This is a genomic window from Mycobacterium sp. IDUB_1 (assembly GCF_055419625.1).
In genome coordinates, this window is sequence record NZ_JBVAYA010000001.1 from 2,463,325 (window position 1) to 2,479,268 (window position 15,944).

Here is a 15,944-nt window from a genome sequence, read left to right on the forward strand (position 1 = left end):
GCGCAAAGACCGCGGGTTCGCGGTGCGTCGCACGACTCAGCGCAGCGTGACGACGACCTTCCCGCGCGCAGTCCGGTCCTCCAGCGAGGCGATGGCCTCGCCGGCGCGCTCCAGGGGGAAGACGTCGGGCTCCGGAGGGCGCACCGCGCCGGAGGCCAGCAACGGCGCCAGCTCTGCCCACTGCTCGGTGAGGTAACCCGGATGCGTCATCGTCCACGCACCCCAGCCCACGCCCACGGCGTCGACATTGTTGAGCAGCAACCGATTGACCTTGACCGTCGGGATCTCGCCACCGGTGAAACCGACGACCAGAAGCCGCCCGCCGGGAGCCAGTGACCGCAGGGAGTCGGTGAAGCGATTCCCGCCCACCGGATCCATGACGATGTCCACCCCGCGTCCACCGGTCAGGTCCTTCACCGCGTCCTTGAATCCGTCGGCGAGGACCACGTCCGTCGCGCCCGCGGCGCGGGCCACCTCGGCCTTCGCGTCCGTGCTGACGACCGCGATCGTGCGCGCCGCGCCGTAGGCGGGGGCCAACCGCAGCGTCGAGGTGCCGATGCCCCCGGCGGCGCCGTGCACCAGCACGGTCTCACCGTCGCGCAACCGGCCGCGGGTGCGGAGTGCGAAATGCACGGTCAGGTCGTTGAAGAGCAACCCGGCGCCGGCTTCGAAGGACACCGCGTCGGGCAGTGCGAACACTCGCTCCGGTTGCAGCGCAACCACTTCGGCCATCGCACCGGACAGCATCGTCAACCCGGCCACCCGATCACCGGGGCGCACGTGCGCGCCGTCGGGCGCGCTGCGCACCACGCCTGCGATCTCGGCGCCCGGAACGTAGGGGAGTTCGGGCTTGTACTGGTAGAGCCCACGGGATTGCAGCGCATCGGGAAAGGCGACACCCGCGGCGTGCACCTCGACGACCACGGAACCCTCGGCGGCGGCCGGCTCGTCGATCTCGACCAGCTCGGCCGCGCTGGGCCCGTCCAGACTGCGGATGTGGATTGCGCGCATGCCGACCATTGAACCCCACCGGTTTGCACCGGGGAGTCGCGCCCGCGGCGGTACAGTCTCCAGGGCAGTATTGCGCGGATGCAACGACGCAACCGGGGGACAGGTATGGCAGCACGCAGTGGTGGCCGGATGCAGGGCACATGTTTTGCGCCCGCCCGGGATCTGGCCCCCGGCCGCATCGTCGACGTGCGATCCCGCGACGGCGTGCGCCTGCACACCGAGGTGTTCGGGCCCGACGACGCACCTGCGGTGGTGTTGGCTCACGGCATCACGTGCTCTCTGCGGGTGTGGGCCTACCAGATCGCCGACCTGTCCCGCGACCATCGCGTGATCGCGTTCGACCACCGCGGGCACGGCCGCAGCGGAGTACCGCCGCGGCGCGGCGGCTACAGCCTCGACCACCTCGCCGGCGACCTCGACTCCGTGCTGCAGGCGACGCTGACCCCCGGTGAGCGGGCCGTGATCGCCGGGCATTCCATGGGCGGTATCGCGATCAGCTCCTGGGCGGAGCGCTATCCGCACCGTGTGGCCGAATGCGCCGCCGCGGCAGCGTTGATCAACACCACGACCGGCGACCTGCTGCGCCACGTGAACCTGCTGCCGGTGCCGCCGTCGCTGGCCCAGGCGCGGGTGCGCGCGGGCGGCACGCTGCTGCGGACGTTCGGGGGAGCACCGCTGATGCGCGTGACCGACGGGCCCAGCCGCCGGTTCGTGAAGATGATCGCTGTGGGCCGAGACGCCGAATCAGCCGTCGGCGACTTCGTTTTCGAGCTGTTCCACAAAACGCCGCCCGCCGGACGCGGTGGCTGGGCGCGGGTCCTGGTCGATCACATGGGGCCTCAACACATCAATCTGAAGAGCCTCACCGTGCCGACGGTGGTGATCGGCAGCACGAAAGATCGCCTGCTGCCCATGGTCTCGTCGCGGCGCATCGCGGCGACAGCGCCGAACCTGGCCCGCTTCGTCGAGGTGCCGGGCGGGCACTGCGCGATCCTCGAGCAACCCGCCGAGGTCAACGAGCAACTCCGGTGGCTGACCGGCCAGACTCAGGAGCGCCGCGTCAGCTCCTGATGCGCCTCGGCGGCCGCACGCTGCCCCGAACGCACCGCGCCGTCGAGAAACCCCGGCCACGTGTCCGCGGTTTCGGTGCCCGCCCAGAAGATCCCGTCGACCGGGGTCCGCAACAACGGGCCGTGTGCCGTCCACGATCCCGGCGGCACCGCCGCCGTCGGCCCGCCCGGTGCGAACGCCTCTGCGCCCCAACAGTGGTCGAGATAGTCGACCGGATCGGCCGCGGCATCGCCGAACAGCGTGGCGAAGTTCGACAGCGCGACCTCGCGGCGCTGCTCGGGCGGTAACGGGTCGAACAGTCGCGCGTCGGTGAAGCCGAGCAGCACCCCCGGGCCGTCGCCGGCGGGGCTGACGTCGAACGTGATGAAGACCGGGCCCTCGTCGGACAACGCTTCCCCCGAATAACCGTTCTCGCGCCAGAACGGCTGCTCGTAGGCCGCGTAGGCCTTGCTCAGATGACCTTGAGGCCAGTGCCGGGCGAGCGCCTCGTAGCCGTCGGGAAGGGCCGGATCGAACGTGATGGCGCCGCGGTGCTCGGGCGGTATCGCGACGATCACGGCGGCGCCCGTGAACTCGCCACGGTCGGACACCACGGTCAGGCCGCCCTCGCGGCGTTCGATGCGCCGCACCGGGGCGCCGAGCACTACGCGCTCGCCGAGGTCTGCGGCCATCCGGACCGCGATCTGCTGCGTGCCTGCGAGGAAGCGGTCCTGCTGCGCGCCGCCCTTGACGTCGAGCATGCGGTCGAGGCCACCGGCGGCTTTGACGTAGCGCACGGCGTGCAGCATCGACACCGCGTCCGGCTCGCACCCCCAGGTGACACGCGCCATGATCGCCATCAGGTCGCGCGTCGAGGCGCCTGCGTGCATCGACCGCAACCAGCTGTCGAGGGTGAGCGCGTCGAGGTGCTCGGCGATCGGAGACGACCAGGGATCGGCGACCGGGACCTGCTTGCTGATCCGGCCGAACCGCCACTGGATGCGGGATACGTCGAGGAGTTCGAGTATCGACAGGCGCGGAATGGTGCTGCGGTACGTGCGCACACGGCCGCGCCACCGGATCAGGTTCCTGCCGTGGCTGTAGGTGGGCACGGTCTCGCAGCCCAGCTCCCGGGCCAGCCCCAGCACGGCGTCCTGCGTCGGGCCCACGAACGTCGCGCCGAGGTCGACGGGCACCCCGCCCACCTCGCCGGTGTACGAGCGGCCCCCCACGCGGTCGCGGCCCTCGACCACCACGACATCGCGCCCGAGGCGCGTCAACTCCCGCGCCGCCGACAGCCCGGCGAAGCCGGCTCCCACGATCACCACGTCTGCCATGAAGCGATTCTGGCGTGCTCGTCGTCGCATGGCGATGATTTGCACGCCCAAATCACGCTAGGGTCGGCCGTTGTGCAGGTGATGACGGCGCTCATGAGTCCGATCGGTGCGGCGCAGCGGGCCGCGGCCCTGCGTGAGGCGGGTGCGAGCGGGGTGTTCACCTTCGAGGGCCCGCACGACGCGTTCACCCCGCTGACCCTGGCCGCCTCCGTCGGCGGCCTGGACCTGATGACCAACGTCGCAATCGCGTTCCCACGCAACCCGATTCATTTGGCACACCAGGCGGTCGACCACCAGCTGCTCACCGACGGACGGTTCACGCTCGGGCTGGGCACCCAGATCCGCACACAGATCGAGAAGCGCTTCGGCGCCGAATTCGACAAACCCGTCGAACGGATGCGGGACCTGATCGGCGCGCTGCGGGCCATCTTCGACGCATGGCGCACCGGCGAACGGCTGGCCTACCGCGGCGAGTTCTACCGGCACACGCTGATGACCCCGACGTTCAGCCCGCCAGCCGACTTCGCGCCGATCCCCATCTACGTCGGCGCCCTCGGGCCGCGGCTGACGCGCATGGTCGCCGAGACCGCCGACGGGCTGCTGGTGATGCCGTTCGGCTCGCGACGCTTCCTGACCGAGGTCACGCTGCCCAACGTCGACGCCGGGCTCGCCGCGGCAGGGCGGCGCCGCGAGGACCTGGCGATCGTGCCCGAGGTCATCGTGTCCGACGCCGAATCCGATCCTGATCATGCGTCCGCGCGGCGGCTGCTCGCGTTCTACGGGTCCACGCCTGCGTATCGGCCCGTGCTCGACGTGCACGGCTGGGGCGATCTGCAGCCCGAGCTCAATGCCCTGTCCAAGCAGGGCCGCTGGGCCGAGATGGGGGCCCTCATCGACGACGACGTGCTGCACACCATCGCCGCCTGCGGCACACCCGCCGACATCGCCGCGCACATCCGCGACCGCACCGCCGGTGTGGCCGATCGGGTCTGCCTGTATCAGCCCGGCCCGATCCCGGTGGACACCCTGAGCCAGATCGTCGACGCGCTGTCGGTCGATGCGACGAGCTAGCCGGCTCCGTCTCGGATAAGACTGCTTCGATGGCGATCACCGCGCGGCAGCTGGCCGACATCGGCCGTCTCGGGGTGCGCCTGGTCGCGGGTGAAGCCGCAGCCGACCGGCCGATCGCATGGGCGCACGCCATCGAACTGGCCGACCCTACGCCGTATCTCACCGGCGGTGAACTCGTGATGACCACCGGGATCAACATCGGCGCCGACGCCGCGGCGCAGTCCGCGTACGTGGCACGGCTGGCCGCAGCGGGCAGCGCCGCGCTGGCTGTCGACACCGGCACGACGTTGAGCGAGATCCCCGCCGGCGTGCTCGAAGCCGGTAACCGGGCGGGCCTGCCGGTGCTCGAGGTCCCGCCGTCGACGCCCTTCATCGCGATCACCAAGACCGTGATCGACGCGCTGCAGGCTGACCAGCTGCGGGACGTCCAGCGAGTGGTGGACGGTCAGGAGATCCTCGTCCGCGCGACGCTGAGCGGGGGTATACCCGGAGTGGTCGATGCGCTGGCCGCGTGGCTGGGCGGCGCCGTCCTGGCCGTCGGCGCCGATCGCAACGTGCTGGCGGTCGCGGGACCCGAGCAGGATCGGCTCATCGCGGCGCTGACCGCCGACACGTCGGCCTCCACGCCACGTCGGGGCGCGTACGTCAGTGCTGATGCCGATGCCTATGTCGCCGTGCAGAATCTGCGAGCAGCCCAACAGATCCGGGGTCGATTGGCGGTACGTACCCTCGCGCCGCTGTCGAACTCCGATCGACTCCTGGTCGCGCATGCGGTGTCCCTGATCTCGCTTTCGCTGGAGAAGCCGGCCGGTGTCATCGACGCCGAACAGCGCCTGCGCACGGTGGTGACGCGAGAACTGTTGCGCGGCGGGATCGTCGATGACGGGGTGCTGCGCTATTTCGGGTTCGAGCCGCACGACGAGGTGATCCTGGCGCTGCTCGCCGATGTCGGGCCGTTGCTGGTCGCGCAGCAGGACTGGGCGCGGCGGCTCGCTGCGAGGGGGCCGTATCTGATGGCTCCGATGGATCGGGGACTGGTGATCGTGGTGCTCAGTTCCGACCGGGCTCGCCTGACCGAGGGCGGGCGCCGCCCGCCCGCCGGTGGTGTGAGCGCCCCGGTGCTCCTGCCCGACATCGCCGTGGGCCTCGAGCAGGCGCGCGTCGCCGGGCTCGCGGGCCGCACACCGCTGGGCGACTTCGCCGATCTCGGACCGCTCGGAGTGCTCCTCGCGGGTCGCACCGACCCCGAAATAGCTTTACTGGCAGAGCCTTTGGCGCCGCTGACCGCGGATCTGGTGGCGACATTGGAGGCGTTCCTGCAACACAATGGTCACCTCGAGGCGGCCGCGACCGCCACAGGTGTACATCGCCACACGACTCGTCACCGGATGCGGCGCATCGCCGAGCTACTGGGAGACGATCTCGACAACGCGGATACGAGGGTGAGGTTGTGGTTGGCGATCAGGGCCAGGAAGCTCCTGTCCGAGAGGCCTCAGCCGCCCAGTGGGGGAGGGCTCGATCGATAACTGACCGGGGTGGCCGACAACGTGAGCGGGTTGGCGACCTGGAGCGCGCCCCCGTCGGGCATCGCCACCGTCGCGTGCAGGCCCAGCCGCTCAGCGAACGCGAACGCCTCGGCCACGTCGTTGATCGGGCCCGCAGGCACACCGGCTGCAGTCAGCTCGGCGTACCAGTGGTCGGCTCCGGACCGGCGCAACTGATCTTCGATCAAGGCGCACAACAACTCCCGGTTCTGCACACGCGCGGGATTGGTGGCGAACCGCGGGTCCTCACCCCAGTCCGCCTGGCCGAGCACCGCGGCGAAGGCGCGGAACTGTTTGTCGTTGCCGACGGCCACGGCGATCGGCCGGTCGGCGGTGTCGAACGTCTGATAGGGCGCGACGCTGGGATGGCGATTGCCCATCATCCCCGGAACCACCCCGGCACCGACATACCCCGACGCTTGATTCACCAACGAGGACAACAGAACCGACAGCAAATTGGTGTCCACCCGCTGGCCTTCGCCGGTGCGCTCCCGGTAGGTCAACGCGGCCAGGATTCCGCTGAGTGCGTGCACGCCGGCGAGCACATCCACCAGCGCCACCCCGACTTTGGTCGGATCGCCGGGTTCGGTGCCGGTGACGCTCATCAGTCCGCCGACGGCCTGCAGCAGCAGGTCGTATCCCGGGAGGTCGGCTCCCTTTTCGCGCCCGAATCCGGTGATCGAGCAGTAGATGACGTCGGGGCGCAGCGCCCGCACGTCGTCGTAGCCCAACCCCAGTTTCTCCATGGTCCCGGCGCGGAAGTTCTCGACCACGATGTCGGCCCTGCTGACCAGGTCACGGGCGCGCTGCAGGTCGGCGGGATCGGTCAGGTCGAGTGCGACGGATCGCTTGTTGCGGTTGACGGAGCTGTAATACGTTGCAACACCGTTGGAGTCATACGGCGGACCCCAGTGACGGGTGTCGTCACCGGTCTGCGGGCGCTCGATCTTGATCACTTCGGCGCCGAAATCGCCGAGCATCATGGTCGCGTACGGGCCGGCCAGCACGCGGCTGAAGTCGACGACGACGACGCCGTCCAGTGCGCCCGGCGTCACGCGCGCGGCCTGCCGCCACGCAGGTACACGGTGGTGGTGTGGGTGAAGAAGTCCCGGGCGGCGACGCCCTGCTCCTTGGGGCCGAGCCCACTCTTCTTCGCCCCGCCGAACGGCACATGCGGATCGGCGCCGGCCGACTCCGAATTGATGTGCAGGACACCGACGTCGATGTGCTCGACCGCGTGCAGCGCCCGGGTGAGATCCTGGGTGAACACCGCAGCCGAGAGCCCGAACTCGCTGTCGTTGGCCAGCGCGAACGCCTCGTCGGCGTCGGTGGCCCGCTTGACGCTCAGCACGGGTCCGAACAACTCCTCGGTCCACACGTCGGCATCTCCGTCACCCAGCTCGAGAACCGTGGGGGCGACGAAGTAGCCGTCGGCGCGCGTGTCGGAGTACGGCGTGCCGCCGGTCAGCACCATGGCGCCCTGCCCGGCGGCGGTCGCGATGCCCGCTGAAATTCTCTGCTGCGCAGAGGCACTGACGACCGGTCCCATCTCGGTGGCGTCCTCGGTGGGGTCGCCCACCCGCAGGGCCGCCGCCCGCTCGCACACCGCGTCGACGAATCGGTCGGCGACGCCGGCGGTCACGATCAATCGTGAGGTGGCGGTGCACTTCTGGCCGGTGGACCGGAAGGCGCCGAGCAGCACCTGCTCCACTGCGAGATCCACGTCGGCGTCATCGAGCACGACCGCGGCATTCTTGCCGCCCATCTCGGCCTGCGCCGGGACACCGCGCCCGGCTGCCGCCGCGGCGATCCGCCGCCCGACCGCGGTGGAGCCGGTGAACGTGATGGCGTCGATGCCGGCGTGGCGGACCAGTGCGTCGCCGATGTCGGACTCGCCGACCAGGAGGTTGAGCACGCCGTCGGGCAATCCCGCTGAGGTCAGCGCGTCGGCCAGTCGCAGCGCCAGCAGCGGCACGGTGCTGGCGGGCTTCCACACCACCGTGTTCCCGAACGCCAACGCGGGAGCGATCTTCCACGCCGGGATCGCGATGGGGAAGTTGAACGGCGTGATGCAGGCGACGACGCCGAGCGGCTTGCGGCTCACCAGAATCTGCTCGCCGGCTCGCGGGGAGGCGTAGATCTCGCCGGCCTGCCGGTCACCCTCTGCGCCGTAGTAGCGCAAGATCTGTGCCGCGCGGCGCACCTCGCCGATGCCCTCGGCCTTCGTCTTGCCTTCCTCGGCGGCGAGCTCGAGGCCCCACGCGGCCGCGTTGCCATCGACGATGTCGGCCGCGGCCACCAGAACCCCACCGCGCCGATGGATCGGTGTCGCCGCCCACGCCTTCGCAGCGTCGGCGGCGGCGGCCACCGCGGCGTCGACATCGGCGACCAGGGCTGCGCGTCCTTCGGCCACCACCACGTCAGGCCGGGCCGGGTTCACGCTGAGGATGTTCTCACCGCGGCCGGAAACCCACTGTCCCGCGATCAGATGCTCGATCGCAGCGGTCATGACCTGAACGCGGCGTGCCCGGTGAGCGCCTTGCCGATCGAGAGCATGTGCATCTCCGAGGTGCCCTCGTAGGTGAGCACGGATTCGAGGTTGTTGGCATGGCGAAGGGGCGAGTACTCCAGCGTGATCCCGCTGCCGCCCAACAGGGTTCGGCATTCCCGCGCGATGGCCAGCGCCTCGCGCACGTTGTTGAGCTTGCCCAGGCTGATCTGCTCGGGCGCCACACCGTCGCTGTCCTTGATCCGGCCCAGGTGCAGCGCCAGCAGCATGCCCTTGCCGAGCTCCACCGTCATGTTGGCGAGCTTCTCCTGGGTGAGCTGGTAGCTCGACAGCGGCCTGTCGAACACGTCGCGCGACTGGGTGTAGGCGATGGCGGTCTCCAGGCAGTCGCGAGCCGCGCCGAGCGAACCGAACACGATGCCGAAGCGGGCTTCGTTGAGACACGACAGCGGCGCGCCCAGACCGTTGGCATGCGGCAGCTGCGCCGAGGCAGGAAGGCGGACCTCGTCGAGCACCAGCTCGGAGGTCACCGACGCACGCAGCGAGAGCTTGCGGTGGATCGCGTTCGCGGTGAACCCGGGGGTGTCGGTGGGCACCAGGAATCCGCGGATGCCGTCGTCGGTCTGCGCCCAGACGGTCGCGACGTCGGCGAGGTTGCCGTTGGTGATCCACATCTTCGTGCCGGTGAGCACCCAATCCGAACCGTCGCGGCGCGCTCGGGTCCGCATGCCGGCCGGGTTGGAGCCGAAGTCCGGTTCCGTCAGACCGAAGCAGCCGACGGCATCCCCGGTCGCGAGCCGGGGCAGCCACTCGTCCTTCTGCTCGTCGGAGCCGTACCGGTGGATCGAGAACATCGACAACGATCCCTGGACCGAGACGAAGCTGCGGAACCCGCTGTCGCCGGCCTCGAGCTCCATGCACGCCAGGCCGTAGCTGACCGCGTTGGTGCCTGCGCAGCCGTAACCGTCGAGGTGCATGCCCAGGAGCCCCAGGCTGCCGAATTCCTTGGCCAGCTCCTTGGGCAGCGTCGCGGACTCGAACCAGTTCTCGACCTCGGGCCGCAGCGTCTTGTCGACGAATGAGCGGACCGTCGCCGCGATCTCACGCTCCTCGTCGTCGAGCAGGCGCGCGATGTCGAACAACTCCAGCGGCGCGTAGGTGCTCTTCTTCGCAGCGGGTGCGGTGGTGGTCATGAGGACTCCGTTCGGGGCTTCAGGGTCGCGCTGCAGTCCACGGTAGACACCGCGGCCGCCGTGGTACATGTCCAGGATGTACATCCACCGCGACTTGCGTGTACAGGATGGCTCGACGGTATTGCGGGAGATCGCCGCCGCGGTGTGGTCTGGATCTCCTAGAGTGGGTGGTACGCCTGCGGACCACAGGAGGTACGGGTGGAGGATTTCTCGGATGTCGTGATCATCGGTGCCGGCATCTCCGGCATCGGCGCGGCCTATCGGATCGCGGAACGCAACCCCGGGGTGCGATACACGATCCTCGAGCGACGCTCCCGCATCGGGGGCACGTGGGACCTGTTCCGCTATCCCGGAATCCGTTCCGACAGCGACATCTTCACGCTGTCGTTCCCGTGGGAGCCGTGGACCCGCCGGGAGAACGTCGCCGACGGCGGTCACATCCGGGAGTACCTCGCCGAGACCGCCCGAAAGCACGGCATCGACCGGCACATCCAGTTCGACACCCACGTCACCTCGGTCGAGTGGGACTCCGGCAGCGACACCTGGACGGTGCGGGCACAGCAGCACGGGCAGGAGCGCGTGTTCCGCGGGCGGTTCCTGTTCTGTGGCACCGGTTACTACAGCTACGACGATCCCTATCGGCCCGACATCGCCGGTCTGGACTCGTTCGGCGGGCCGGTGATCCACCCGCAGTTCTGGCCCGAGGACCTCGACCTGACCGGCAAGCGGATGGTGGTGATCGGCAGCGGGGCCACCGCGATCAGCCTGATCCCCGCGCTCAGCGACAGGTGCGCGCACGTCACGATGCTGCAGCGCTCACCCACCTACATGATGTCGATGGCGCGGATCGACCCGATGGTCGACGCGATCCGCAAGCTCCTCCCGCGCCGGCTGTCGCACTCGGTGGTGCGATTCCGCAACGCGCTGTTCCACGTCCTGACGTACTTCATGTTCCGCAAGGCGCCCCGGTTCGGGCGCTGGCTGATCCGCAATCGCACGGTGGCGGCACTTCCGCCCGGCTACGACGTCGATGTGCATTTCAAGCCGCGCTACAACCCGTGGGATCAGCGGATGTGCCTGGTGCTCGACCACGACCTGTTCGAGCGCATCAGCGCGGGGCGGGCCGAGGTGGTCACCGACACCATCGACCACGTCGACGAGACCGGCATTGTGTTGCGTTCCGGCAGGCGGCTGGACGCCGACATCATCGTGACCGCGACGGGCCTGCAGTTGCAGGCGCTCGGCGGCATCAGGGTGCTGGTCGACGGTGCGGAGATCGAGCCGACCGATCGGTTCGTCTACAAGGAGTACCTGCTCGAGGACCTGCCCAACATGGCGTGGTGCATCGGCTACACGAACGCGTCGTGGACGTTGCGTGCCGACATGACGGCCAAGGCTGTGGCAAAGCTGATCGCGCACATGCGAACTCACGGCTACACGCACGCCTATCCGCACCGCGGGAACGCCCCGATCACCGAGAAGCCGACGTTCGATCTGGACGCCGGCTACATCAAGCGCGCACCGCACGCGCTGCCTCGTTCCGGCACGCACCGACCGTGGAACGTGCGGCACAACTACGTGCTCGACGTCATCGATCACCGGTTCGACCGCATCGAGGAGTCGATGGTGTTCGGCCGCGCGCCCGTGCGCGAACCCCACCCCGCCTGAGCCGCGTCAGGGTGCGACGGAGAGCCAGTCGGCGAAGCCGGACGGGTCGTGGCGGCCGAGCGCGCCGTGTTCGAACAGGCCCCACCCCTCGCGCTCGGTGCCGTCTGTCGCATTGGGGTACCGGCACACCGCACGGCCGACATGGTCGATCACCCCGAAGCCGGCCCGGCCGATGATCGCCGGATCGGTCATGTCGTAGGTGAGCCGCTCGGTGAAGCGTTCGCCCTTCCACATGCCGTGCAGCCAGTCGGAGTCACCGCCGTAGCCGCCGCCGACGTGGATCGGCACCGGCAGTTTCGACTCGACGTCGAGATGTAGAGCGCTGCCGTCGCTTTCGGTCGCCTCGATGGTCGCACCCGTGGGAATGCGGGTGCCGGAACGGTAGTGGATCTTCACCCGCGGCCAACCGAGCTGCTCGACACGGCCGTCCTTCCAGATGCGCGTGCAGTCGTTGACCGAGCGGAAGCCCTGCGGGTCCTCCTGGATGATGATCACGATCCCGAAGTCGTCGAATGCCATCGGCACGTAGAGCCACCACATGCCTTCGAACGGCGGGTCGTCGGGGCGGCCCGGGGGCTCCGCCTCGCCGACGGGGCGGATGCCCCAGGAGCGGTCGCGGGTGCCGATCCAGCGCGCGGGATCGACGGCGATGTCCTCACCGTCGATCGACAGCTGCCCGCTCCAGGTGCCCACCTGGGCGAAGCGCTGCGCGTCCAGCGTGACCCGGGTGCCGCGGCGCATGATGTGCGGCTGCTCCTGGACGACGTCGAACAGTCCCTCCCACGTGAGATCGGCTGCGATGCCCTCGGTCTCGTCGCAGACGATGCGCAGCTTCCGCAACGGCTCGATCACCTCGACGCGGTAGGCGCCGACGTTCTGGTTGAGTCGGTCCTGGTCGATGGCGTCGGAGAGATGGACGGCGGTCTGGGTGTCCCCGCGCCTCACCAAGAGGAAAGCGTCCTTCACCCCGAGGTTGGGGTAGTAGCCGATACCGCTGATGAGGAAGATGTCGCCCGTGCGGTCGTGGGCGTTGAAGTAGGACCGGTCGTAGAAGTTGCGGTCCGAGGACCCGGGCCACGCGATCGGCTGCGGAACCTGGTGTACCGGATATTCGTCCATGGGTCCGAGCATCAGACCGTGTCTCCTAACAGTTTTTTGAGCAGCGACGCGTGGTAGAACAGCGATTCGACGTCGGCGGGTTTCTCGATCTCGCCGAAGTGCACGCGCCGCGCCCCGGTACGCATGAACACACAGCACCAGACCACTGCGGAGTAGACGTGGAACCAGCGCAGATCGCCGATCTCGACGCCGGTGAGCTCGCGATAGGTGGCACGGATGTCCTCGTCTGCCAGGAAATCCGGCATCCCGGGCAGGCCGGCGAGTTTGGTGAGCTCTTGGAACACCATGTGCGCGAACGACAGCCATGCGACGTCGAACTCGCGGGGACCGACGGTGGCCATCTCCCAGTCGAGGACGGCGACGGGGGAGAAGTCGCGGTACATCACGTTGCCGATGCGCGAATCGCCCCACACCAGAACGGATTCGGTGGCTGCGACGTCCTCGGGGAAGTTGTCGTCGAGCCACGCCAGCGCACGTTCGACCAGGGGTGCGCGGCCGATGTCGGGCACGCTGAACTCATACCAGTTCTTCAGCCACCCGAAGTGCCGGTGCAGCGCCGTCTCGCCGGGCGGGTCGCTGTCCTGCAGGAAGCCGAATGTGGCCTGCGCGTTCGGAATCGCATGCAGCTTCGCCAGCACCGCGATGGTCTCGTCCTGGAGGCGGCGCTGCTGCGCGGGGTCGGCGTCGAACAGCCAATTGTCGCCGAACGTGTACGGCATGACATCGGGAGGCACGATCCCGTCGACGCGGTCCATCAGGAAGAAGGGCCGTCCGAGGACGTCTCCGCTCGGTTCGAGCCAGCGCACCTGCGGCACCGGCACGTCGGTCAGTTCGCCGACCAGCCGGATGACCTCGTGCTGGTGGTCGAGCCGATAGTGCTCGAACACGGGAACGTCGGCGTCTGAGGGTGCGACGCGGGCGACCCAGCGCTGCTCGACCTGAGTGCCGCCCTGCATCCAGCGGCCCGACAGCAGGATGGTCTCCGACGACATCCCGTTGGCGTCGATGCCGCTGTCGACGGTGATCTCTGGCGTGGTGTCGGGCATCAGTGACGACAACCATCGCGACAGCGTGGCAGGCACGTCGGCCAGGTCGCGGCTGGACCGCTGGAGCCGGTCGACGTCTTCGACTGCGGGGTCACCGCCAGTGGCGGGGGTGGTGTGGCTGGGCACGAGAATGTCCTTCCCGCCACGGATCCGACGCCGCGGCACCCCGAATACGTTACGGTGGGTAGCGTTATGAAAGCAGACCTGCCCCCGGCTGACAAGCCCCCGGGCGCCGGACGTCCGCGCGACCCCCGCATCGACGCTGCCATTCTGCGTGCCACTGCCGATCTGCTGGTCGAAATCGGCTATCCCAACGTGACGATGGCGGCCGTCGCGGAACGCGCGGGGACCACCAAGACCGCGCTCTACCGCCGGTGGTCCAGCAAGGCGGAGCTCATCCATGAGGCGGTCTTCCCGGTGACGCCCACGGCGATCGACACACCGCCAGGCGACATCGCCGCCGATCTGCGGGCCATGGTGACGGCTGCGCGTGACGTGTTCACCAGCCCGGTCGTCGCAGCCGCGCTGCCCGGGCTGATCTCCGACGTGTCGGCCGACCCCGCGCTGCTGGGCCGCGTCAGCGCGCGGTTCACAGGCCTGTTCGACGCGGTGCGGTCACGGCTGCAGGACGCCGTGGAGCGCGGCGAGGTCCGCGAGGACATCGACCCCGACGGGTTGGTCCATCTGATCGGCGGCGCAACGATGTTGGCGATGCTGCAGGCGCCCGACTACCTGGCGAGCCCGGCGTGGGTGGAGAGCACCACCTCGATCCTCCTGCATGGAGTGGTCGCCTAGCTTCGGCGATCGCGGCCGTCAGGGCAGGAATCGGCCCGCCGCGTCGACGATGTCGAGCAGCGGTTGCGGCAGCGCGCCGAGCAGCAATGTCACGACCGCGGTCACCGCGACCACACCCGTCGTCAGCACGCTCGGCACCACGACAATCGGGGCGTCGTCCGGGCGGTCGGTGAAGAACATCAACACGATCACCCGCACGTAGAAGTACGCCGCGATGGCACTCGCGATCACACCGACCACCACCAGTGGGATGGCCCCGCCCTCGCCGGCCGCCTTGAACACCGCGAACTTGCTGACGAACCCACTCGTGAGCGGAATCCCGGCGAACGCCAACAGGAACAGCGAGAACACGATGCCCACCAATGGGTACCGCTTGCCCAGCCCGGCCCACCGGGCCAGCGCGGTGTCCTCCTCACCGTCGGCATCACGCACCAGACTGACCACCGCGAACGCGCCGACCGTGGAGAACCCGTAGGCGAACAGATAGAACAGCGTCGCGGACAGGCCCGTCTCCGTACCGGCGACCACACCGGTCAGGATGAACCCACTGTGCGCGACGGCCGAGTAGGCCAGGATGCGCTTCACGTCGTTCTGCGTGACTGCCGTGATGGTGCCCACCGCCATCGTGGCGATAGCGACCGCCCACAGCACCGGCCGCCAATCATCATGCAGCCCGGGCAGAGCCACCGAGAACACCCGTAGCATGGCGCCGAACGCGGCGATCTTGGTGGCCGCCGCCATGAACGCCGTGATCGGTGTCGGCGCGCCCTGGTAGACGTCGGGAATCCAAGAATGGAACGGCACCGCGCCGACTTTGAACAGCACCCCGACCAGTAGCAGGGCGATGCCGACCAGTGCGAGCGAACGGCTGCCCTGGTCCGCGGACACCGCGTCGGCGATCCCGGGGAGCGACAGAGTGCCCGCGTAGCCGTAGAGCATGGCCGCGCCGTAGAGGAAGAACGCCGACGAGAACGCGCCCAGCAGGAAGTACTTCAGCGACGATTCCTGCGACAGCAGCCGCCGCCGGCGTGCCAGCCCGCACAGCAGGTACAGCGGCAGCGACAGAACCTCGAGCGCGATGAACATCGTCAGCAGGTCGTCGGCCACGGGGAACAGCAGCATCCCGCCGACGGCGAACATCGTCAACGGGAACACCTCGGTCTGGACGACACCCGCTGCGGTCGCCTGCTTCTCGACCACGCTGCCGGCGATCGCCGAGGCCTGCGCGGTGAACGCGTCCAGCCCGTCACCCGGATCGGCCCGATCGGGCACCGCGATCCGGCGCTCACCGATCAGCAGGACCCCGAGCACCGCGACCAGCAGGATGGTGCCCTGCAGGAACACCGCAGGTTTGTCGATCGACACCGCGCCCATGACAGCGGGAAAGCCGTTGCCGCCGCCGATGCCTCGCGCCACCAAGACGACTGCGACGAACGCGCCGACGAGTGCCACCAGGCTCAGCGCGATCTGCGCGCGATAGCGATGCTGGCGCGGCAGAAGCGCTTCCAGCAGGACGCCGAGCACCGCCGCGCCGAAGACGATCAGCATCGGTGCGATCAGGCTGTACTCGACCGACGGGGTGGGCATGTCCATCGCACCTG

General features: G+C 69.1%; 13 protein-coding genes. 5 read left to right on the forward strand and 8 right to left on the reverse strand.

Annotated elements, in window-relative coordinates; genetic code table 11:
* Nucleotides 1-36: 36 nt before the first annotated feature.
* Nucleotides 37-1,011 carry an NADPH:quinone oxidoreductase family protein gene (locus ACZYYX_RS12330; protein ID WP_463814647.1) on the reverse strand — a complete coding sequence of 325 codons (975 nt, stop codon included), beginning with the start codon at nt 1,009-1,011 and terminating at the stop codon, nt 37-39.
* 105 nt (nt 1,012-1,116) lie between these two features.
* Between ACZYYX_RS12330 and ACZYYX_RS12335 the strand changes: the two genes are divergently transcribed.
* The gene (locus tag ACZYYX_RS12335; RefSeq protein WP_463814648.1) at nt 1,117-2,082 is read left to right on the forward strand and encodes an alpha/beta fold hydrolase; all 966 of its coding nucleotides are present in this window, start codon (nt 1,117-1,119) and stop codon (nt 2,080-2,082) included.
* Here ACZYYX_RS12335 and ACZYYX_RS12340 read toward each other — a convergent pair.
* Nucleotides 2,058-3,398: a flavin monoamine oxidase family protein gene (locus ACZYYX_RS12340; RefSeq protein ID WP_463814649.1), complete on the reverse strand. Its 1,341-nt coding sequence runs from the start codon at nt 3,396-3,398 to the stop codon at nt 2,058-2,060. The two genes, ACZYYX_RS12335 and ACZYYX_RS12340, sit on opposite strands and share 25 nt — an antisense overlap.
* A gap of 81 nt (nt 3,399-3,479) precedes the next feature.
* Here ACZYYX_RS12340 and ACZYYX_RS12345 point away from each other — a divergent pair, with 81 nt between their 5' ends.
* Nucleotides 3,480-4,469: a TIGR03617 family F420-dependent LLM class oxidoreductase gene (locus tag ACZYYX_RS12345; RefSeq protein WP_463814650.1), complete on the forward strand. Its 990-nt coding sequence runs from the start codon at nt 3,480-3,482 to the stop codon at nt 4,467-4,469.
* A gap of 29 nt (nt 4,470-4,498) precedes the next feature.
* Nucleotides 4,499-5,995 carry a PucR family transcriptional regulator gene (locus tag ACZYYX_RS12350; RefSeq protein WP_463814651.1) on the forward strand — a complete coding sequence of 499 codons (1,497 nt, stop codon included), beginning with the start codon at nt 4,499-4,501 and terminating at the stop codon, nt 5,993-5,995.
* Here ACZYYX_RS12350 and ACZYYX_RS12355 read toward each other — a convergent pair.
* Genes ACZYYX_RS12355 through ACZYYX_RS12365 form a run of 3 tightly spaced genes read right to left on the reverse strand, consistent with a single transcriptional unit; the run spans nt 5,962 to nt 9,715 of the window.
* Nucleotides 5,962-7,068: a CaiB/BaiF CoA transferase family protein gene (locus tag ACZYYX_RS12355; protein ID WP_463814652.1), complete on the reverse strand. Its 1,107-nt coding sequence runs from the start codon at nt 7,066-7,068 to the stop codon at nt 5,962-5,964. The genes ACZYYX_RS12350 and ACZYYX_RS12355 overlap by 34 nt on opposite strands.
* Nucleotides 7,065-8,522 carry an aldehyde dehydrogenase family protein gene (locus tag ACZYYX_RS12360; RefSeq protein WP_463814653.1) on the reverse strand — a complete coding sequence of 486 codons (1,458 nt, stop codon included), beginning with the start codon at nt 8,520-8,522 and terminating at the stop codon, nt 7,065-7,067. The genes ACZYYX_RS12355 and ACZYYX_RS12360 overlap by 4 nt, the downstream gene beginning before the upstream one ends.
* On the reverse strand, nt 8,519-9,715 hold the full coding sequence (locus ACZYYX_RS12365; protein ID WP_463814654.1) for an acyl-CoA dehydrogenase family protein: 1,197 nt from the start codon (nt 9,713-9,715) through the stop codon (nt 8,519-8,521). The genes ACZYYX_RS12360 and ACZYYX_RS12365 overlap by 4 nt, the downstream gene beginning before the upstream one ends.
* A 198-nt stretch (nt 9,716-9,913) precedes the next feature.
* Here ACZYYX_RS12365 and ACZYYX_RS12370 point away from each other — a divergent pair, with 198 nt between their 5' ends.
* Nucleotides 9,914-11,383 (forward strand): flavin-containing monooxygenase, encoded by a 1,470-nt coding sequence (locus ACZYYX_RS12370; RefSeq protein WP_463814655.1) that lies wholly within the window; start codon nt 9,914-9,916, stop codon nt 11,381-11,383.
* 6 nt (nt 11,384-11,389) lie between these two features.
* On the opposite strand, the gene ACZYYX_RS12375 is transcribed toward ACZYYX_RS12370, so the two are convergent.
* Together ACZYYX_RS12375 and ACZYYX_RS12380 are read right to left on the reverse strand one after the other, a co-directional pair.
* Complete coding sequence (locus tag ACZYYX_RS12375; RefSeq protein WP_463814656.1) at nt 11,390-12,514, reverse strand: Rv3169 family protein; 1,125 nt, start codon at nt 12,512-12,514, stop codon at nt 11,390-11,392.
* Nucleotides 12,514-13,674 (reverse strand): phosphotransferase family protein, encoded by a 1,161-nt coding sequence (locus tag ACZYYX_RS12380; RefSeq protein WP_463814657.1) that lies wholly within the window; start codon nt 13,672-13,674, stop codon nt 12,514-12,516. Before ACZYYX_RS12380 ends, ACZYYX_RS12375 begins: the two co-directional genes overlap by 1 nt.
* A 66-nt stretch (nt 13,675-13,740) precedes the next feature.
* Here ACZYYX_RS12380 and ACZYYX_RS12385 point away from each other — a divergent pair, with 66 nt between their 5' ends.
* Nucleotides 13,741-14,343, forward strand: coding sequence for a TetR/AcrR family transcriptional regulator C-terminal ligand-binding domain-containing protein (locus ACZYYX_RS12385; RefSeq protein WP_463814658.1), 603 nt, complete (start codon nt 13,741-13,743; stop codon nt 14,341-14,343).
* 18 nt (nt 14,344-14,361) lie between these two features.
* On the opposite strand, the gene nuoN is transcribed toward ACZYYX_RS12385, so the two are convergent.
* Nucleotides 14,362-15,936 carry an NADH-quinone oxidoreductase subunit NuoN gene (gene nuoN / locus ACZYYX_RS12390; RefSeq protein ID WP_463814889.1) on the reverse strand — a complete coding sequence of 525 codons (1,575 nt, stop codon included), beginning with the start codon at nt 15,934-15,936 and terminating at the stop codon, nt 14,362-14,364.
* Nucleotides 15,937-15,944: the final 8 nt, after the last annotated feature.